This is a genomic window from Bacillus sp. SRB_8 (assembly GCF_003264205.1).
Lineage (GTDB): Bacteria > Bacillota > Bacilli > Bacillales > Bacillaceae_G > Bacillus_A > Bacillus_A mycoides.
Genome location: NZ_NADT01000006.1, coordinates 1 through 18,605 on the forward strand (window position 1 = coordinate 1; position 18,605 = coordinate 18,605).

Below are 18,605 nucleotides of genomic sequence, written 5' to 3' on the forward strand. Positions count from 1 at the left end.
TTATAGGGTACAGTTCAACAAGTGGGGAGCTTCCTTCATTCCTATTATAAACCTTCTGGGTTTAAAATGAGGACCACTCGTCCATCACCGAGAATTGTCGCACCAGAGAAACAGTTAGAGCTCTCTGCAAAGAAGTCGCCTAATGACTTTAAGACTATTTCTCTTTGACCGATAATTGTGTTGACAATAAGTCCATAGCTACGACGTGAATTACGAACAATTAATACAGGAACCATTTGACTATCATATGATGCAAACGCATCCTCTACTGTTTTCTCACCAAATACATTGTTTAAATGTTTTACTTCAATAATTTGATTGCGATAATTTAAAACGTCTTTTCCTTGTAATGATTGAATGTCTTCCTTTTGAATTCGAATTGCTTCGACTATATTACCGAGAGGCAACGCATAACGCGTATCATTTGTTTGAACAAGCATTGATTGAATAATAGACAATGTTAACGGAAGTTCAATTCTGAATGTACTTCCCTTTCCTTCTTCAGAATCAATAATTAAATGCCCACCTAAACTATGAATCGTATGTTTAACAACATCTAATCCAACACCACGTCCAGAAAGATCAGACACAACTTCAGCTGTACTAAATCCTGGTTGGAAAATAAGATCAAACACTTCACGATCCGTTAATTTATTTGCCTCTGATTCCGTTACAACACCATTTTTTATCGCTTTTTCTAATACTTTTCCTTTATGAATACCATTTCCATCATCAGTAATTTGGATTACGACATGATTTCCACTATGAAACGCCTCTAATTTAATAGTACCTGTTTCATTTTTGCCGGCATCACGGCGTTTTTCAATAGTCTCGATCCCATGATCAATTGCATTGCGAATTAAATGAACGAGTGGATCACCAATTTCATCAATAACTATTTTATCAACTTCAGTATCTTCACCTTTAATTTGTAAATCGATTTTTTTCCCTAAATCTTTCGCTAACATGCGCACCATACGCGGGAAACGATTGAAAACTGTTTCAATTGGTACCATACGCATATTTAATAGTACATTTTGAATATCTTTTGAAATATCCCCTAATCGATTTAAATGCTCGATTAACTCCTTATTTTGAATCGTTTCTGCTAATTCATCAATTCGTCCACGCTCAATTACACTTTCTTCAAACATATTCATTAATGTTTCGATTTTTTCTAACTGAACACGAATAGAACGATTCTCCACTTTAGCATTTTTCGTTTTTGTAGTACTTTTAGTTGACGTATTGCTCACCGGTTGAATTGGCAGTTCTAAAGGTGACTTCAGCTGTCTGGTTTCAACCTGTGGAATCGTTTCTTCCACCTGTACGACTTCTTGTACTTTATGACTACCTTGCTTCACTTCTACTTTCTCAATTTCAGAAACATGAAGCACTACTCGTTCCAATTCTTCAACACTATGATCAGTATTCATATGTACTGTAAACTCAAATCCAAAAGCATCCGCTTCAATTTCTTCAATGCTTGGAACCGTTTTTTGTATATTACCTAAATTTTGTAACGCTTCAATACACATAATGGCACGTACCGCTTTTAAAATAGCTTGTTGTTCAACAGTTATATACACTTCATGAGAAACTGTATCATCATTATTTATACTACTTTGCTCTACATTTTCCATAGAAGCTTCTACATTGCCATTCAATAATGCTTCTAATTTAAGTTTCGTTGATACAACATCTATATTACCCATTCCGCCTTGCTGCACATCTGCAACCATCTTTTCTAAATTATCAATACATTCAAAAATAACATCAATAATATTAGCATTCACCATCATATTTCCGTGACGGATTTCGTCTAAAACACTTTCCATCTTATGCGTTAAATCCGCCATTTCTGTAAATTCCATACTCGCAGACATACCTTTAAATGTATGAGCTGAGCGGAATATTTCTCCTACAACACCCATATCGGCAGGATTGCGTTCTAAATTTAGCACATTTTCATTTAGCGACTGTAAATGTTCTTCTGCTTCTTCAAAAAATATATTTAATAGATCTGTTTGCATTTTAATCCCCTACCTGTCTAACAAACATTTCATTTATGTATAACAATTTAGTGTTTTAAAACAAGAAAAAAGGGGGGCCACATATCTATCTACTATCATTGTTTTGATTCCTTGTGGCACCCCTTATATTAGCTGTTTGCTACTTTTGTTAAAGCTTCAATAACACGATCCGCTTGGAATGGCTTTACAATAAAGTCTTTTGCCCCGCCCTTAATCGCATCTAACACCATACCTTGTTGTCCCATTGCGGAACAAATGACAATCTTTGCACTCGAATCAATTTTCATAATTTCTTTTAATGCTTCAAGTCCGTCCATTTCAGGCATCGTAATATCTAGTGTTACAATATCAGGTTGAAGCTCTTTATACTTTTGAATCGCTTCTACGCCATTCTCTGCTTCACCGATAACTTCAAATTCAGAATTACTTTTTAACAAGTTTTTAATCATTGTTCGCATGAACATCGCATCATCTACAACTAAAATTTTATGTGCCATTCTTTTCGGTTCTCTCCTTACTATGTATAAAAATATCTTAATATTTCACCTTATCATTCTCACTCATTATACAAAATAAAACGATAAAATTTAATATTTTTTTAAAAGAATTTCTGTATTTTTATTATTTTATTACTAAAATAGAAATATATTATTCCTTAATATATATTACAACGCGACGGTTCTTCTCCCAATTTTGCGGTGAATCATTTGGTGCTACTGGTTTTGTGTCTGCATATCCTACCGCTGCTAACCTTTTATCATCCACATTATACACTTCAATTAAATGATGAATCATATTAGCTGCACGCGCTGAAGATAATTCCCAGTTGGAAGGGAATTTTTCATTATGAATCGGTCTGCTATCCGTATGTCCTTCTACAACAATTGGATTTGGTACCGATTGGAAGAACCCTACTAATTGACTAATTACTTCTTTCGCTTCCACCTTAACATTCGCATCACCCGTATCGAATATTAAATTGTCTACTATAACGATGCTAACACCTGTATCTTCTCGATATACATTCACTTGACTAACACCATTATTATCCACATATGCTTTTAACTTTTTATACAATTCATCCATGCGCTTTTTTGAAACTGCTTTTTCATCATTTTTTTCATGTGAAATATCTGGTATTGTATTTTCCATTGCTTTTGCATTTACTTGCTCCGCGTCACTAAACTTTTCAAGCATCTTTGATAATTTTACTGTATCTTGCTTTGAAGTCGCAACTAGTAATACAAAGAAAGTTAGCAATAACATCATTAAATCAGTAAAAGTCGTCATCCAACGAGGCGATCCTTTTTCCGGTCGCTTACTCATCATACCACTCCTCAAACTACTAGGCTGCTCGTTTTTCTTTTTTTATCTTCGTTTCATATACGTATGTATCAAGTTTTAACTTTAATTTGGAAGGAATTTGTCCTCGGTACAGCTCTGAAATTGCTTCTATTACAAACTTCTTCTCTGTATACAAATCTTCAATACCACGATACACTTTTTCAGATAGCGGTATTGCAATCATATTTGCAATAATAGATCCATATAATGTCGTCAACATTGCAACGGCCATCCCTGTACCAATTTGTGAAGTATCTTGTAAGTTTTGCAACATAATAATAAGACCGATTAACGTTCCTATCATGCCCCACGCTGGAGCGAAATCACCAATCTTATCTAATAATGTTGCTCCTTTTCTTAACTCATATACTTCTGTTTCAACATCTCTCATTAATACTTCTTTTAATTCTGCTTCATCATATCCACTTAACATTAAACGAATCCCCTTTTGAATAAAAGGATTGTCTACTTGCTCTCCATCAACTTCTAATGAAAGCAATCCATGTTTTTTCGATTTTTTCGAAAAATCAACGAACAAATCCGTTAACTGTTCTAAATCTTCTTCTCTTCTATGTAAAACAGTAAAAATACTTTTCATATATTTTTTTATTTCTCCAAATCTATATGCCACAACGATTGTCGCTGTTGTTCCCCCTACGACAATTAAAATAGATGAAACATCTAAGAAATTTTTAAACCCTTTTATTCCACCACCGCCAAACATGATTGCCGCTATTACAATCGTAAAACCTACTATAATGCCAATTGGGCTAGAAATTTCAAACTTCCTTTTTTTTCTTTGTGGTCTAGCTAATACTTGATTTTTGTCTCCCATATTCCTTCCCTTCCTTGTCATTTTTATAAAACATTTTTTTATTTTAATAATGCGTTTTCACATATAACATTCATTATACGCTTATCATCTATTTATCGCAATATACTCATAAAATTGACACATTTCATTTCCACATTAGAATTATAGTATGGAAATATGAGGAGGATCTCGATGGAACATAACATTTTACAAGTCATTGCATTAGCAGAAAAACTAAAATATGAAATGCGACATAGTTGGCTTTCTAACGGACGTCAAGAAAGTGTTGCTGAACATACGTGGCGTATGTCCCTAATGGCTATCTTAGTTGAGCCTTATTTGGATCAAAAAGTAAATATAGAAAAATTACTTAAAATGGTTATTATTCATGACCTTGTCGAAGCAGAAGCTGGTGATATTCCTGCCTTTGATACGATGAATAGCCGTGAATTACAATTACAAAAACAAAAAAATGAGCAAAAGGCTATTTTAAATATTAAACGTACACTAGAAGGTTCTCTTGGCGTGGAATTATACGATTTATGGATGGAGTTCGAAGCGAAAGAAACGTATGAAGCAAAAGTTGCTAATGCACTTGATAAACTTGAAGTAAAAATTCAGCATAACGAAGCTGATATTGATACTTGGCTACCAATTGAGCATAAAATGACTTTCCAAGTTGGTAAACATACAGATTTTGACTCTTTCTTATCTAGATTACAAAAAATCATTGAACAAGACGGAGAAAAAAAATTACTAGCTGCTGGCATTGACGTTGAAGCATGTAAACAATAACCATTTAATTATGAAATAAGACACTCAAAATGAGTGTCTTATTTCATAATTGTTGATATTGCCTGCTTATAAATAAGTTGTTGTTTTCCATCTACTAATATTAATACTGTAAATCTATCTACTCCAACTACTTCCCCTACTATTCTTACTCCGCTCTTTAAAAATATAGTAACTGCACCTTTTTCTTCTTTTATTTGTTTATACAACTCTTCTTGTAAATGTTCCAATAACTGTTCTCTCCTTCATCAGTAAATAATCCTAATATAAAAAATTAAAGATTAATCACTTACATACTTTGTCTTTTATATTCATAAACTTATTAATTAGTATATCTAAATCTCGACTAAATAACAAAACTTTATCATGATCTAATCCATGCCTAGCAACAAGTTGAATTAACTCTTTCTTTTTGTGTTCTATTTTATTGTGTAATTGTCCCATCTCCATCTCTATACTAAAACTCCCTTTTCCCATAATATTACTTGTAAAATTATAGTACATTTTCACTCATAAAAAAATAAAAAAATGGCTTTTTTTACAAATTTTATATTTATGAAAAGAAATTTTAATGTAATTGTAAGTTACATACCCCTTTCATTTGCAATACATTCACCTAGTATACACTTCCATATTGTTTTACCATTTTAAAAAAAGCGCTATGAAACAAAGTAAATATCACATTTAAATCCGATCACAGGCTCTTGTCTAATTAGAAGTAAGACTTGCTCCTTTTCTAAATAAAAACATATCTTATAAAGTAATCCATTAGTTATATAGATTAATTTCCTAAAAAGGAGGAAAAAACATGAGCTTTGGTGGTAGTTGCGCTGGTTTCGGCGGTGGATTTGCTTTACTCATCGTGCTATTCATCCTTCTAATCATTATCGGATGTAGCTGTTGGGGTGGCGGCGGAGGGTTTTAAATATAATACGTATCCTTTTCGCTAAACTCTAAATGAATGAAATAGGTTAACTAAAAACTATACGAAAACAGCTCATATTTGAGCTGTTTTTTCATACTTTCGTATGAATTTATGTCCATCTTTTTTGTGATTTCAACTAACAAGAAATCGTTTACTATGAAATAAGAAACATTTTTACTAAGGAGGATTATAATGATTAAGGGTCTTTATGAAGCACATTTACCTGTCTGTAATTTAGAAATTTCGATACCTTTTTATGAATCACTGGGGTTAAAATTATATAAAAGAGACAACGATATCGCCTTCTTTTGGATTGTAGAAAATGAAAGTTGGATTGGTCTTTGGGAAGGAAAAGAATACACAGTCAATTATCATCCATCCTTACGACATATCGCTTTCCAAGTAAGCTTACACGATTTAGAAAACGCAATACACTGGCTCAAACAGAAAGGAATTCCAGCGCGAAAAGACTTTGGAATGGAGCCAATTGAGCCAATCGTTTTTCCAGAATTAGCACACGCCTCCGTATATTTTAACGATCCTGATGGAAATAGTTTAGAATTCATTGCACAATTACCTGTTGGACTACCTAAAGCAGAGAAAATGTATTTAAGTGAATGGAAAAAACAAGTACAGGCATCACTTATAGATAAGATTTAATTTCTCATGTCAATTTCTTATTACAGGCTTCTTAAAACAAATAAAAACTTTAAAAAATTATTTTATGGTCAAACATTAAGTGTACTTGGGGATTGGTTTCATACTGTCGCTTTATTAACACTCGTCTATAGCATAACAGAATCTTCATTTATGTTAGCACTCACCTTTATGAGCAAAGGGTTACCTCAACTTCTTCTGAGCCCATTCATAGGCGGCATTGTAGACCGTTTTTCAAAAAAGAAAATTATGATTTTTACTGATAGTTTACGAGGAATTATCGTCCTCACTTATTTATTAGCATTCTACAAAATTGAAATTATTTTCGTTTCTAATATATGCTTATCAGTACTCTCTTGCTTATTCGAGCCTGCTAAGCAATCAACTCTAAAAAATATCGTACATCAAAAGCATTTCGTAACCGCTAACTCTCTTTCTAGTACAATCAATGGTTTTATGTCTATTATGGGAGCTTCTTTAGGTGGGCTCATTGCACAATCTTTAAGTATCGAGATTGCCTTTTTTATTAATAGCCTATCATACTTTATTTCAGCCTATATTATTTATAAAATAAAGATCCCTTCTCGTGACACTTTTAGCAAGAAAAAAGCGTTTTTCACTGATATAAAAGATGGTTATACATACATATTACAAAGCAAAATTATTTTAACATTAATTCTTGTCGGCATTTCATGGGGCATTATTGGAGGTGCCTATCAGTTACTTCTAACAATCTATGCCGAAAGAATCTTCCACACTAACATTGGTATTTTATATGCGGTTCAAGGGGCTGGACTTATGATTGGCAGTCTCCTCGTTAATCTTTATATGTCTAAAAATGAAGACAAAATGAAAAGAGCATTTGGTTGGGCCTATTTACTACAAGGAATTTTCTTTCTCGGATTCATTCTATCCGATCAACTTATTATCGGTATCATTACATTACTCTGTATGCGTATAGCAGGAGGAATCATCGTTCCACTTGATACGACATTACTACAAACGTATACGCAAGAAAACATGATTGGTAAAGTTTTTTCATTTCATTATTCCATCTACGGATCGCTTATTCAGTTATCTATGTTTATTACAGGATGGTTTTTAGAAATCCTTTCTCCTCAAGTGATTGGTAGCTTGTTAGCTATATGCTGTATTTTTGTTAGTTTTATATGGCTTTTCTTGTTTTATCGCGGTGAGCTTGGTGAAGAATCTATTGATAATCAATAGATTCTTCACCAAATTTTATTTGATCTCATTTATTAGCGCTGCGTAACAATACAATTATTTGAAAATGTCAACCATATTCGTTAATGGGCCCTATACGTGAATGCTATTTGAGAAGAAACTAAGTATTTATGTTAAAATAAAAGTAAGATTGTGAAACATTGCACTTATGCTATAGGCTCAAAATAGCTAAATTCGATTTTCATGGTATTAAAATATTTATTGTATTTGATTAAATAGGAGGGCTATTTTGGAGATTACATTAAGTTTCATATGTATTATATTGGTGGCTTCTGTTTTGCAAACAAGTACAGGTTTTGGCTTTTCCATAATGGCAACACCTTTCTTACTAATGTTATTCTTACCACAAGAAGCTATACAAATTAATATTATTTTATCATTAGTTATTTCAATATCACTCATTTGGAAAATAAGAATGGACATTGACTTTATTCTACTGAAAAGGTTAACTATTGGAAGTATAGTTGGTGTACCTTTTGGTATTTTACTCTTCATTTCCATTAATATAAACGCTTTTAAATTAGCAATTAGCATCCTGCTCTTACTATTAACATTGATGCTAATATGCAACTTTAAGGTTAAATCAACACCATTTAGAGATTTTATAGTTGGTGGATTATCAGGGCTTTTAACGACCAGTATCGGTATGCCAGGACCACCCCTGTTACTTTACTTTACAGGAACTGATACGAAAAAAGAGAAGTTGAGAGCAACTACTTTAGCTTTTTATCTATTTATATATTTCATTAGTCTACTAACTCAAATACTCTTTACTGGCACAAACAAAACAATTTGGGAATCAAGTTTTTATGCTATTCCAATCGTATTTCTAGGTTTGTATATAGGTCAAATTACTTTCAAATGGCTTAATCAACGGATTTTCAAAATATTTACGTATATCCTTTTAAGTTGCACGGGGGGGTATCTTCTTATTGAAAGTTTGAACTTGTTATAGAGGGTGCTTTAGATAGTGCACAATAATAGATAGGTTCAAACGAAATTATTGCTGCATTTTCAAGTGCGATGGGGCATTCTATATCAAAACTCAAATAACTTTATTGGCAGTTTACAATTAGCAATAATCGTTCTTTCATAAGACAAATATTTTAAATCGAGTACTAAATAAAACGATAAAAAGCGGCTATTATGCCGCTTTTTACATTAAATATTTTATAAAGCAAAGACCTGCACTTACTATCACGAATATATTAAAAAATAAGAAAAACCCTTTTTCAAAATCTGTATACTTTTCTACTTTTACTCCGCGTTTTTTTAACTCCATAACTATCATTGCAACTTCACGTGCATACTCAATACTTCCAAATTGTATATGAGTGTTATTATATTTAATCTCAAAGACATTTTTCATTTTTTTATGTTGCGAAATGGATTGTATATCCTCTATTCGCATGCTATGTTCATTTGTTTTTTTAAAATAACAATCTAATCCTTTCATAATCACTCTTTTATTTGTTAAAACGATATAATAATAAAAAGTAGCTCCTACGTAATATATATTTGGTATTACTTTATTATTTGCCATATATCCTTCGTCTACTAACAGTTCCTTCTCAATTTCTTCACCAGCTTGTAATTCGTTGCGAATTGACTCTTCCAACATTTGTAAAGTTATTTTTTTTAATAACTCTCCATTTCTCACATAATACTTATCTATATTTATAGACTCATTCGCTTCTTTCTCTAAACGTGTAATTTCTTCTTCTGAATATTGGAGTTCGTTTAACATCGATAATAGTCTTTTATCCATATTACACACTCCCCTTCCACAGTTTTTGAAGTTTTTTCTTCCCTCGAGAAATTCGATTATATATATAATCCGCTGTTACTTTTAATTCTTTTGCAATATCGTCAATGGAATATCCATCAATATACCTTTTTAAAAAGATATATCGATCCTTTTTATTTAAATCTTGTACTATTTCCATAATCTCTTCTTCTTGTTCTATTTCATAACTATCATGGATACCTTTATCTATTTCTGCGTCTTTATCCATTTTGTTCTCTCTATATACTTTCTTTTTATATTCCAATGCCTTTAATTTAGTAATACCAATCATCCAAGATTTTAAGTTTCCCTTTGCTATATCAAATTGGTCGATATGAAACCAAATGATAGTAAATACATCGTTATAACAATCATCTACATATTGTTTCTCAATAGGGGTACTTAATGATTTATGAATAATGTATAAAACTAATTTTCCATATTGATCAATGACTTCTTTCAAAGCATCTTGATCACGTTTTTTCATAGCTATAATTAAATCCTCTTCAGAATTAAAAATCATAAACATCTTCCTTCCTCAGTTCCCCTTTAGCAGCTGCTTTTACTTACTATTGGCATTTCATTCTCATTTTCTATCACTTTTGTAAAAATTTATTAATTTTTATTTCTATGTATATGATAGCAAAAAAATACATTTCTCCTCCAAAAAAGACAAACCCGCATTCCAGGTTTGCCTTTTTACTTATTTCTTATTTAATCCTTTTTCATTTAAAAACTCTTTCATATGCATTCTTTTCTCTTTGGACATAAATGAGCTCATTGATTCCGTCCATGTTACGTTTTTTTGATTTGACGATCTTTCTTTGTAATACGCACTCATCGTTTCATCATATTCGTTTAATACTTCATCATATTTCTTTTCATCGTATCCATTTTCATGAAGAATGGCCGCTACCGGTAAACGTGGCTTAACTCCATGATCTTCATTTGGTACGCCCACTGTCATTCCGAATACCGGATATACTTTATCCGGTAAATGAAGCAATTCACTCACTTCTTTCGGGTTATTACGAATTCCGCCAATATAACAAATGCCGTATCCTAATGATTCAGCTGCAAGTGCTAAGTTTTGTGCAAATAATGAGGCATCTACTGTTGCTACAATAAAGTCCTCTACTCCCTCATGTTTAATTTCTGTTCCATGTTTCTCACATGCAGTTTCTAGACGTTTTAAATCCGCACAGCATACAAAGAATGCTGCGCAGTCTTTCACATGACGATTCCCGGATAATTCAGCTAGTTTAACCTTTAGTTCCTGATCTGTTACATATATAAGAGAATACGCCTGTACAAAATGTGAGGAAGCTGCATGCTGCGCAGCTTGCACCATTCTTTCTACTATCTCTTTTGAAATTGGTTCTTCTTTATATTTACGAACTGAAACGTGTTGCTCCATTTTATGTATCATCTCATTCATAAAAACCACTCCTTTTTTCTCTTCATAATAAAAAATTAACATATCTTTTTCATTATTCACAACTTATAAGCAAAAAAAGAGCACTCCTTTGTGAGTTGCTCTTTTTTAAATACATATTAATATGGTAAATGAAATTATATCGACTTTACACACATAACGACAACGTTAAGCTGCTTTCAATACTTTAATACCTTTAACAATATTCCAAATGAAGTAGTAAATCCCTACAAGAATAAACACTGCATACGTTATAACCATCCCAATTCCAACGCTCTCAGACTGATTGAAACTTAAACCGTATACTCCTGATAAAGCTAACCCTCCAAATAAAATTGCATATGGGAAAACATGTGACCAAAATGCTTTTTTCGCATGATATTTCACTTCATCTTCCGCAACGAAGTACACGATAATTGGTAGTAAAAATGGTGCAAAAAAGATACTAAAGTAACATAGCGAAGATAAAATATTATTTCCTTTCAACCGAATCACCTCTAAAGTTTTTGTTACCTTCATTATGTCAGGAAACCTTTCCAGAAACTATCGCTTTACCTTTCATGAACATGACATTTTTGTAAGATTTTCCTCGAAATAAATCCCGCCTCAAATTTCGGGCGGGATTACTTTAACTATATTCGATTCATAAACCAATATTGTGTAATCGCTAAATATTCTCGTACATTCGATGGAATGATAATTGGCTTCGGTGTTTTGGCCGGAAGCCCTTCTAATTGCAAACCTTGTTTTGCAGCTATTTTTTTCGCTCTAAACATATGGAAATCGTTTGTTACGATCATACCTTTTTTCATATTGGCTGGAATTAACGGTTTTGAGAATTTAATATTTTCATCTGTGCTCGTCGACTTATCTTCCATTATAATGCGGTCTTCTGCAATATTTTGTTTCATTAATCCTTGTTTCATCGCTAATGCTTCTGTAATATCTTCACCTTTTCCTTGGCCTCCAGATACAATAGCAATTGTTTTATCATGTAATTTTAAATACTCAGCTGCTTTATCAATACGATATTGCAATGAATAAGAAGGTTTTGTTCCATTTACTTTCGATCCTAGTACAATTATATAATCCGCATCATCAATTGCATTCATATGCCCATGCTTATAAATGTTATATTGTAAAAACCCCGCATATACGGCGCAAATCATTATAACAACTAAAATATACTTGATTATTTTCTTCTTTCTCATATCCATATACCCCTATTCCCTTTACTTCCTTCATCATAATATCCATTTATTCGTTTGTATACAGACAAATTCCAATTAAGCCTAATTTATCCTCCAAAAGGTAATATTTCTATTAATTTCGGGAATAGTAAGTACAACTTCGCACGAAGGAGTGTCCCTATTGCTTCTCTTTTTATGTAACGTATCATTCTTTTTTATCTTATTTTTACTATCACTTAAGCTACTTGGTAAATCTGCATTAGCACAACTAACTCCTCATGATTTTGGGGCTATTATCTTTTTATCTTATTTAGCTTTTCAAGCCATACCAGTCGCTGGTGCTTTACAAGCATTTCTCGGTATGGTCGTTATTACATGTTTGCATTTGCTTCTTACAAAATTAAGCCTACTCAACAAACTAAATCGTTTTATTCTCGGACACCCCATTATTTTAATTAAACATGGTGATATTATTTTTGAGAACTTACAAAAAAGTAGATATCCGATCCCTGAATTGCTTTCTAACCTTCGCGTCGCAGGATATCCAAGTGTTCATGAAATTGAGTATGCGATATTAGAAGCGAATGGAGCTATTAGTATTTTACCAAAAAGAGAACTTGTGCCTCTGACTCCAAAAGATTTGAATATAAATGTTAAGTATGCAGGCTTACCAATTGCTCTTATCGTTGATTCACAAATTCAATACGATAACTTAAAATTAATCCATAAAAATGAAAAGTGGTTACATGCAGAGTTAATGGAGAAAGGCGTTACAAATATTAAAAATGTGGCTTTCGCTTCTGTGCAGGAGACAGATGGATCTTTTGCAATTAGTTTAAAAGAATGAAAAAAAATCCCCTTACTTGTTCAAGGGGATTTTCTTCACTATATTGCTTTTTTCTCTCTCGCCATGTTTAACGGAACAGGATGTTTCATACGATTCATCGTAAATACGATAATTGCTGTCAATACTTCCGCTACTGGCATAACGAGCCAAATTCCGTTTATACCAAATACTTTTGGCATAATCCATAACAATGGGATAACAAATAGTAAACCTCGGCTCATTATTATAAGTACTGATTTTTTCGTTTGTCGCACTGATTGGAAATACTCTCCATACACAATGTTATAGCCTAAAAATACATATTGAATAAAGAATAAACTAATACCTGTTAACGTTAACTCCAATAGTTCTGGCGATTGAACATTAAATAAACCTATAATATATTTCCCAAAGAATAAACCGACAACAATCGCAATGCCTCCAAGTACAAGCGCAATTTTCACAGCAAACTGTAATCCTTCACGCAATCTTTCTGATAAGTTTGCACCGTAATGGAAACTAGCGATTGGTTGTAATGCTGCACCAACACCGAAGAATAATAATAATGTCATTGCATGAATACTATTCACCATCGCATAGGAAGCGACTCCTATTTCTCCTGCATATTGAACGAATGCAATGTTAAAACCGATTGTTACGATTGCAACTGTACTTTCTGCTGTAAAACTTGGGAAACCGATCACCATAATTTGTTTAACCGTATCCCATTCAAAATGGAATTTCGTCCATTTTAAAATACTACTTTTTCTAAAGAAGTGAGTTAATAATACAAGGAAACCAATTGCCGCCGAAAGAATAGTAGCTGAAGCAGCACCAGTTACACCCCAGCCAAAGATGAAAATAAAAATATAGTCGAACACTATATTTAATACAGCCGTTACAACAAGACCTGCCATTGCTAAATTAGGATTTCCGTCATTTCGTATAAATGTACTTAAAATATTTTCTAAAACGTATATCATTCCAAATGTTAATAACACCTGTAAATAGTCTAATGCGTATGGTAAAATCACTTCATTCGCACCAAATAAATATGCTAAATCTTCTATTCTCCATAAGCAAATAGCCGCTAAAACGCCAACGATAACAACTGCTACTGTCATAGATTGAGTAAAGATAGACCTTGCTCTTTCCAGTTTATTTTCACCTAGTGCAATGGAATATAGCGTTGCTCCGCCCATTCCAATCCATAATGAAATAGAGAAGAAAATTGAAAATGCTGGAATAGCTACGTTTACTCCGGCTAAACCGTTCGCTCCAACTCCTCTACTAATCATGACTGCATCAATCACAATATTAACCGACATTAATACCATCCCAAGAACAGCTGGTATTAAATACGTAATAAATAAACTTTTAATTGGTTTTTCTCTTAATTTTTCTGTTGTTTCCATCATATAAATGCTCCTTTTTCAATGCTCTGTTCACAGTTTAAACCTTCAAGTTACTTGAAGGTCAATAGAGAATCGAAAAATATATAAGCCTATTTTTTAACAACAGGTATTTGAATTTCCGTTACTTGCTCCTTCGGATTTTCTGTTACGGACCAATCAATTAATGCAAGTTCCAGTGCATCTCCGCACACTTCATATCCTTCGTTATCAATGTGCTTTAATAATTCCGTATACGTTGCGTCTGTTTCTTCATATGGTCCATGGTGATAAGAACAGGCAAATATCCCTTCTTTTATTTCATCTGAAGTATGCGCTTCAAAAGGCATGTAATCCAATAAAATAAACACACTGTTATATGCTTGAAACTCATTTTGCATTAATGCTTTTTTTGAAACTGTTACACCGATATCACCTGAAAATAAACTATTATCAATTTGCTTCATATTTTTTTGCAACGAATGGATATAATATTCAAACATATCATCCGTTGTATTTGGTGCAACTGCAATTGCTGTAATTTTTCGTTTCGGTATCTTTTTATAAATAATTTGATTTGCTTCAGATTTCGTCGCTTTCTTCATTAAATGGATTTTATGTTCCATTTTTGCCAAAGCATACTCGATTTCTCTTTGTTTTTTCAGCATCATTTCTTGTTGTTTTTCAAGTAAATTCAGCGCATAAGATGGATTTCGTTCATCAATATATTTCTTTATTTCCTTTAACGGGATGTTCAATTGGCGTAAAAATTTAATCGTATCTAATAGTGAAAACTGATCAATTGTGTAATAACGATAATTGGTTTGAGGGTCAACAATTGACGGATGAAAAATCCCTTTTTCATCATAATAACGTAATGTAGATTCCGCTATATTATGCATTTTCGCCATTTCCCCAATTGTAAAACGTTGATTTAATAACATTTTTCTTTCTCCATTCATTATATGTAAACTTTATTACTTCCTATTATATATCTATATCCCCCGTTTCTAAAACGAATCCTCTCATGAAAATCTGCTATTTTTTCATTGATTTTTAATAAATTTTATTATATATTAATTACAGGTTCAAATTACAAGTTCAAAAGAACTTGTAATCAGACCCTTTGTTTAATGGATCTTTACATATTATCATTAGGCAAATTCCGAGAAATCGTATGATAAAAATAAAAAATGATGAGGAGAGGATCAAATGGAATTCGAATTTTTCTTTCAGATTGCACTTATTTTATTAAGTACAAAGCTCGCTGGTGACCTTAGTGTTAGATTAGGTCAACCTTCTGTACTCGGTAAATTAATTGTTGGTATCGTTATCGGTCCAGCTATATTCGGATGGATTGAAAATTCAGAGCTTCTAACACAATTAAGTAATGTCGGAGTTATTCTTTTAATGTTTATGGCAGGACTTGAAACAGACTTAGAAGAATTAAACGCAAATCGTAATTCTTCTTTAGCTGTTGCACTTGGAGGTATCGTTCTTCCATTTGTAGGTGGTTACGTTGCCGGTCTTGTTGTCGGTATGGAACAAGGGAATGCTGTCTTTTTAGGATTACTTCTATGTGCAACAAGTGTTAGTATTTCCGTTCAAACACTTCGTGATTTAGGTAAAATGAAAACACGTGAAAGTACGACGATGCTTGGAGCCGCTGTATTTGATGACATTCTTGTTGTTATTTTATTAGCATTTGCAATGAGCTTCTTAGGCACAGATGACGTTAACTTAACAATGATTATCTTGAAGAAAGTAGTATTCTTTGCTTCTATCATTTTAATCGGATGGAAAGGTGTTCCAGCAATCATGCGTTGGTTATCACCGCTTCGCGTATCTGAGTCTATCGTTAGTGCTGCGCTTATCATCTGTTTCTCATTCGCATACTTCGGCGAACTATTAGGAATTGCTGGTATTATCGGTGCTTTCGCAGCTGGTATCGCTATTTCTCAAACGAACTACAAACATGAAGTAGAAAAGAAAGTAGAACCAATTGCTTACGCTATGTTCGTTCCAGTATTCTTTGTTAGTATCGGTATGAATATTACATTTGACGGTATTGGCGATCAAATTTGGTTCATCTTAGCATTAACAGTTATCGCTGTATTCACAAAACTAATTGGTTGTGGATTCGGTGCACGAATCACTGGATTTGATGCAAAGTCTTCTGCAATTATCGGTGCTGGTATGGTTTCTCGTGGTGAAGTTGCACTTATCATCGCAGGAACAGGACTTTCTTCTGGCCTATTAGCACAAGATTACTTTACAGCTATCGTTATTGTCGTTATTTTAACTACAATGATTACACCACCAATGTTAAAATACACTTTTGGTGCAAAAGATAAAGCAATGAAAGCAAGTAAATAAGTTTACTATAATAAAAGGAGATTGCCATCTTATAAGATAGCAATCTCCTTTTTCATTTTATCTTTAAACAATTCCATTCATTTTTAACCAGTTTTCAAACATAGTTCGCGCTTCTTCATCATCGATATCATTACTAAATGAATACACCTTAATGCCATAATCATCTATATATTCACCTAGCTTCATTTCCTCCACTTTTTTGTAAAAATCATCTACCTCATAGTGTGGAATATAGGCATCCCAAATTGGTTCATTTATTCTTTTATACGCTGTCACTTCTAAATCATATCCATCTTCATAATATCCGATGTGATAATGTTTACTAGGGTCATATTTCTCCATTAATATCCCTTCCTTTAAAAAGCTATCCTATTTCACGTAATAAACAAAAGCGAGCTGTATATTACAGCTCGCTCAATTAATTAAATACGCTCCATCGCCGTCTTCAACGTACCAACAACGAAAGCAATTTCTTCACTTGATATAACGAGCGGCGGTGCCAATGTTAAGACATTATTATATCCTGCTGTTGTCATACCGTTACGCCCAATAATGAGCCCTTTTTCTTTACAAGCATTTACAACACTTGCAATTTTGTCATTATCAATTGGTTCTTTCGTCGCTTTATCATTTACTAGTTCGATTCCAACTAATAACCCTTTCCCTCTAATATTTCCAACAAGTGGATGTTCTCCAATTTCTTCTTTTAATTGATTTAATAAAAGTGAACCCATTTGTGCAGAGCGCTCAATTAAATTTTCATTTTCCATAATCTCTAAGTTTTTAAGCGCTAATGCACAAGCCGCTGGATTTCCACCAAATGTATTAATATGGCGGAAGAATTCATATTCTCCTGTTCCTTTAAATGCCTCATAAATTTCTTTTTTTACAGCTGTTGCTGATAATGGTAAATATGCGCTCGTAATACCTTTTGCCATCGTAACGATATCAGGCTTAACGTCATAGTTCATAAACCCAAATGCTTTTCCTGTACGCCCGAAACCACAAATAACTTCATCACTTATAAGTAGTGCTCCGTGTTTTTGACATGTTTCGTGAATTGCTTTCATATAGTCTTGTGGTGGCATTAAAATACCTCCGCCTGTAATAATTGGCTCCATAATAAATGCTGCTATCGTTTCACTTAATTCCCATGTCATAACACGATCTACTTCTTTTACGCATTCTACATCATAAATATTTTGTGATTCCATTTCTGGCATGCGGTAACAATCTGGAGGCGTTACATGTAAAAACCCTGAAGCAAATGGCTCATATTGGTATCTACGTTGTGCTTGGCCAGTTGCCGCCATCGTTGCCATTGTGTTTCCGTGATAACCACGATAACGTGACATAAATTTGTAACGATGCGGTTCACCTTTTTGAGCATAATATTGTCTTGCTATTTTAAAAGCGGTTTCATTCGCTTCTGATCCACTATTAGAGAAGAAAATAACATACTCTCCACCAAGCCACTCGTTTAACTTTTCAGCGAGCTTAATTGCTGGTTCATGTGATTGTGACATCGGAAAATATGATAATGTTTGCAATTGCTTATAAGCTGCCTCTGCAAGCTCTTTTCTTCCATATCCGCTATTTACACACCAAAGACCACTCATACCATCTAAGTATCTTTTTCCTTGTATATCTTCAACCCAGCACCCTTCTGCTTTTGCCCCTACCATTGTACTACTTGGACTAAAGGGACGCATTCCGTGCCACACATATTGCTCATCTTTTGCTAATAATTCATCGGTTTGTTTTGTCTTCATCATTTCTTCCACCTTCCAT

At 33.2% G+C, this 18,605-nt stretch carries 22 protein-coding genes; 7 read left to right on the forward strand and 15 right to left on the reverse strand.

Annotated elements, in window-relative coordinates; translation table 11 throughout:
- Positions 1-44: 44 nt before the first annotated feature.
- The 4 genes from B5P40_RS05100 to B5P40_RS05115 all read right to left on the reverse strand — a co-directional run bounded on the left by B5P40_RS05100 (position 45) and on the right by B5P40_RS05115 (position 4,212).
- On the reverse strand, positions 45-2,033 hold the full coding sequence (locus tag B5P40_RS05100; protein WP_113708943.1) for a chemotaxis protein CheA: 1,989 nt from the start codon (positions 2,031-2,033) through the stop codon (positions 45-47).
- A gap of 128 nt (positions 2,034-2,161) precedes the next feature.
- Positions 2,162-2,530, reverse strand: coding sequence for a response regulator (locus B5P40_RS05105; RefSeq protein ID WP_113708944.1), 369 nt, complete (start codon positions 2,528-2,530; stop codon positions 2,162-2,164).
- A 151-nt stretch (positions 2,531-2,681) separates the two neighbouring features.
- A complete protein-coding gene (locus B5P40_RS05110; RefSeq protein ID WP_044441413.1) occupies positions 2,682-3,359 on the reverse strand; it encodes an OmpA family protein in 678 nt (225 codons plus the stop codon).
- Positions 3,360-3,378: 19 nt separating this feature from the next.
- Positions 3,379-4,212, reverse strand: a complete 834-nt coding sequence (locus B5P40_RS05115; protein ID WP_113708945.1) for a MotA/TolQ/ExbB proton channel family protein — start codon at positions 4,210-4,212, stop codon at positions 3,379-3,381.
- 171 nt (positions 4,213-4,383) lie between these two features.
- Here B5P40_RS05115 and B5P40_RS05120 point away from each other — a divergent pair, with 171 nt between their 5' ends.
- Entirely contained in the window at positions 4,384-4,986 is a 603-nt protein-coding gene (locus tag B5P40_RS05120) for an HD domain-containing protein (RefSeq protein ID WP_002086514.1), read from the forward strand.
- Between the two features lie 38 nt (positions 4,987-5,024).
- Here B5P40_RS05120 and hfq read toward each other — a convergent pair whose 3' ends face one another.
- Both hfq and B5P40_RS05130 read right to left on the reverse strand, forming a co-directional pair.
- Positions 5,025-5,213, reverse strand: a complete 189-nt coding sequence (gene hfq / locus B5P40_RS05125; protein WP_002012071.1) for an RNA chaperone Hfq — start codon at positions 5,211-5,213, stop codon at positions 5,025-5,027.
- 55 nt (positions 5,214-5,268) lie between these two features.
- A complete protein-coding gene (locus B5P40_RS05130) occupies positions 5,269-5,487 on the reverse strand; it encodes an aspartyl-phosphate phosphatase Spo0E family protein (protein ID WP_002189061.1) in 219 nt (72 codons plus the stop codon).
- A 304-nt stretch (positions 5,488-5,791) separates the two neighbouring features.
- Here B5P40_RS05130 and B5P40_RS05135 point away from each other — a divergent pair, with 304 nt between their 5' ends.
- From B5P40_RS05135 to B5P40_RS05150, 4 genes are all read left to right on the forward strand, one after another.
- Entirely contained in the window at positions 5,792-5,908 is a 117-nt protein-coding gene (locus B5P40_RS05135; protein ID WP_000007805.1) for a YjcZ family sporulation protein, read from the forward strand.
- A 192-nt stretch (positions 5,909-6,100) separates the two neighbouring features.
- Positions 6,101-6,568, forward strand: coding sequence for a VOC family protein (locus B5P40_RS05140; protein ID WP_078175671.1), 468 nt, complete (start codon positions 6,101-6,103; stop codon positions 6,566-6,568).
- A 6-nt stretch (positions 6,569-6,574) separates the two neighbouring features.
- Positions 6,575-7,792: an MFS transporter gene (locus tag B5P40_RS05145; protein WP_113708946.1), complete on the forward strand. Its 1,218-nt coding sequence runs from the start codon at positions 6,575-6,577 to the stop codon at positions 7,790-7,792.
- 247 nt (positions 7,793-8,039) lie between these two features.
- Positions 8,040-8,765 carry a sulfite exporter TauE/SafE family protein gene (locus B5P40_RS05150; RefSeq protein ID WP_078175669.1) on the forward strand — a complete coding sequence of 242 codons (726 nt, stop codon included), beginning with the start codon at positions 8,040-8,042 and terminating at the stop codon, positions 8,763-8,765.
- 201 nt (positions 8,766-8,966) lie between these two features.
- Here the strand turns inward: B5P40_RS05150 and B5P40_RS05155 are convergent, their stop codons facing one another.
- The 5 genes from B5P40_RS05155 to B5P40_RS05175 all read right to left on the reverse strand — a co-directional run bounded on the left by B5P40_RS05155 (position 8,967) and on the right by B5P40_RS05175 (position 12,200).
- On the reverse strand, positions 8,967-9,578 hold the full coding sequence (locus tag B5P40_RS05155; RefSeq protein ID WP_113708947.1) for a PH domain-containing protein: 612 nt from the start codon (positions 9,576-9,578) through the stop codon (positions 8,967-8,969).
- 1 nt (position 9,579) lies between these two features.
- A complete protein-coding gene (locus tag B5P40_RS05160; RefSeq protein WP_113708948.1) occupies positions 9,580-10,125 on the reverse strand; it encodes a sigma-70 family RNA polymerase sigma factor in 546 nt (181 codons plus the stop codon).
- Between the two features lie 174 nt (positions 10,126-10,299).
- The gene (gene nfsA, locus B5P40_RS05165; protein ID WP_078175717.1) at positions 10,300-11,034 is read right to left on the reverse strand and encodes an oxygen-insensitive NADPH nitroreductase; all 735 of its coding nucleotides are present in this window, start codon (positions 11,032-11,034) and stop codon (positions 10,300-10,302) included.
- Positions 11,035-11,199: 165 nt separating this feature from the next.
- Positions 11,200-11,517: a magnetosome magnetite crystal formation protein family gene (locus tag B5P40_RS05170; RefSeq protein WP_002011879.1), complete on the reverse strand. Its 318-nt coding sequence runs from the start codon at positions 11,515-11,517 to the stop codon at positions 11,200-11,202.
- 146 nt (positions 11,518-11,663) lie between these two features.
- Complete coding sequence (locus B5P40_RS05175; RefSeq protein ID WP_306475273.1) at positions 11,664-12,200, reverse strand: YdcF family protein; 537 nt, start codon at positions 12,198-12,200, stop codon at positions 11,664-11,666.
- A gap of 202 nt (positions 12,201-12,402) precedes the next feature.
- Here B5P40_RS05175 and B5P40_RS05180 point away from each other — a divergent pair, with 202 nt between their 5' ends.
- Positions 12,403-13,068, forward strand: a complete 666-nt coding sequence (locus B5P40_RS05180; RefSeq protein ID WP_002126540.1) for a DUF421 domain-containing protein — start codon at positions 12,403-12,405, stop codon at positions 13,066-13,068.
- Between the two features lie 38 nt (positions 13,069-13,106).
- Here the strand turns inward: B5P40_RS05180 and B5P40_RS05185 are convergent, their stop codons facing one another.
- Positions 13,107-14,462: an MATE family efflux transporter gene (locus B5P40_RS05185; protein WP_003188403.1), complete on the reverse strand. Its 1,356-nt coding sequence runs from the start codon at positions 14,460-14,462 to the stop codon at positions 13,107-13,109.
- 89 nt (positions 14,463-14,551) lie between these two features.
- Positions 14,552-15,382: a MerR family transcriptional regulator gene (locus B5P40_RS05190; RefSeq protein WP_002086530.1), complete on the reverse strand. Its 831-nt coding sequence runs from the start codon at positions 15,380-15,382 to the stop codon at positions 14,552-14,554.
- A 268-nt stretch (positions 15,383-15,650) separates the two neighbouring features.
- Between B5P40_RS05190 and B5P40_RS05195 the strand changes: the two genes are divergently transcribed.
- Complete coding sequence (locus B5P40_RS05195) at positions 15,651-16,814, forward strand: cation:proton antiporter (RefSeq protein ID WP_002011888.1); 1,164 nt, start codon at positions 15,651-15,653, stop codon at positions 16,812-16,814.
- A gap of 63 nt (positions 16,815-16,877) precedes the next feature.
- Here B5P40_RS05195 and B5P40_RS05200 read toward each other — a convergent pair whose 3' ends face one another.
- Positions 16,878-17,156: a DUF3986 family protein gene (locus tag B5P40_RS05200; RefSeq protein ID WP_002030895.1), complete on the reverse strand. Its 279-nt coding sequence runs from the start codon at positions 17,154-17,156 to the stop codon at positions 16,878-16,880.
- Positions 17,157-17,236: 80 nt separating this feature from the next.
- Positions 17,237-18,586 (reverse strand): aspartate aminotransferase family protein, encoded by a 1,350-nt coding sequence (locus tag B5P40_RS05205; RefSeq protein WP_016103047.1) that lies wholly within the window; start codon positions 18,584-18,586, stop codon positions 17,237-17,239.
- Positions 18,587-18,605: the final 19 nt, after the last annotated feature.

Coding starts and splice junctions, on each gene's coding strand:
- B5P40_RS05100 (WP_113708943.1), bottom strand. CDS start 2,033: ATGCAAACAGATCTATTAAATATATTTTTTGAAGAAGCAGAAGAACAT.
- B5P40_RS05105 (WP_113708944.1), bottom strand. CDS start 2,530: ATGGCACATAAAATTTTAGTTGTAGATGATGCGATGTTCATGCGAACA.
- B5P40_RS05110 (WP_044441413.1), bottom strand. CDS start 3,359: ATGAGTAAGCGACCGGAAAAAGGATCGCCTCGTTGGATGACGACTTTT.
- B5P40_RS05115 (WP_113708945.1), bottom strand. CDS start 4,212: ATGGGAGACAAAAATCAAGTATTAGCTAGACCACAAAGAAAAAAAAGG.
- B5P40_RS05120 (WP_002086514.1), top strand. CDS start 4,384: ATGGAACATAACATTTTACAAGTCATTGCATTAGCAGAAAAACTAAAA.
- B5P40_RS05130 (WP_002189061.1), bottom strand. CDS start 5,487: ATGTACTATAATTTTACAAGTAATATTATGGGAAAAGGGAGTTTTAGT.
- B5P40_RS05135 (WP_000007805.1), top strand. CDS start 5,792: ATGAGCTTTGGTGGTAGTTGCGCTGGTTTCGGCGGTGGATTTGCTTTA.
- B5P40_RS05140 (WP_078175671.1), top strand. CDS start 6,101: ATGATTAAGGGTCTTTATGAAGCACATTTACCTGTCTGTAATTTAGAA.
- B5P40_RS05145 (WP_113708946.1), top strand. CDS start 6,575: ATGTCAATTTCTTATTACAGGCTTCTTAAAACAAATAAAAACTTTAAA.
- B5P40_RS05155 (WP_113708947.1), bottom strand. CDS start 9,578: ATGGATAAAAGACTATTATCGATGTTAAACGAACTCCAATATTCAGAA.
- B5P40_RS05160 (WP_113708948.1), bottom strand. CDS start 10,125: ATGTTTATGATTTTTAATTCTGAAGAGGATTTAATTATAGCTATGAAA.
- nfsA (WP_078175717.1), bottom strand. CDS start 11,034: ATGAATGAGATGATACATAAAATGGAGCAACACGTTTCAGTTCGTAAA.
- B5P40_RS05175 (WP_306475273.1), bottom strand. CDS start 12,200: ATGATTTGCGCCGTATATGCGGGGTTTTTACAATATAACATTTATAAG.
- B5P40_RS05185 (WP_003188403.1), bottom strand. CDS start 14,462: ATGGAAACAACAGAAAAATTAAGAGAAAAACCAATTAAAAGTTTATTT.
- B5P40_RS05190 (WP_002086530.1), bottom strand. CDS start 15,382: ATGTTATTAAATCAACGTTTTACAATTGGGGAAATGGCGAAAATGCAT.
- B5P40_RS05195 (WP_002011888.1), top strand. CDS start 15,651: ATGGAATTCGAATTTTTCTTTCAGATTGCACTTATTTTATTAAGTACA.
- B5P40_RS05200 (WP_002030895.1), bottom strand. CDS start 17,156: ATGGAGAAATATGACCCTAGTAAACATTATCACATCGGATATTATGAA.
- B5P40_RS05205 (WP_016103047.1), bottom strand. CDS start 18,586: ATGAAGACAAAACAAACCGATGAATTATTAGCAAAAGATGAGCAATAT.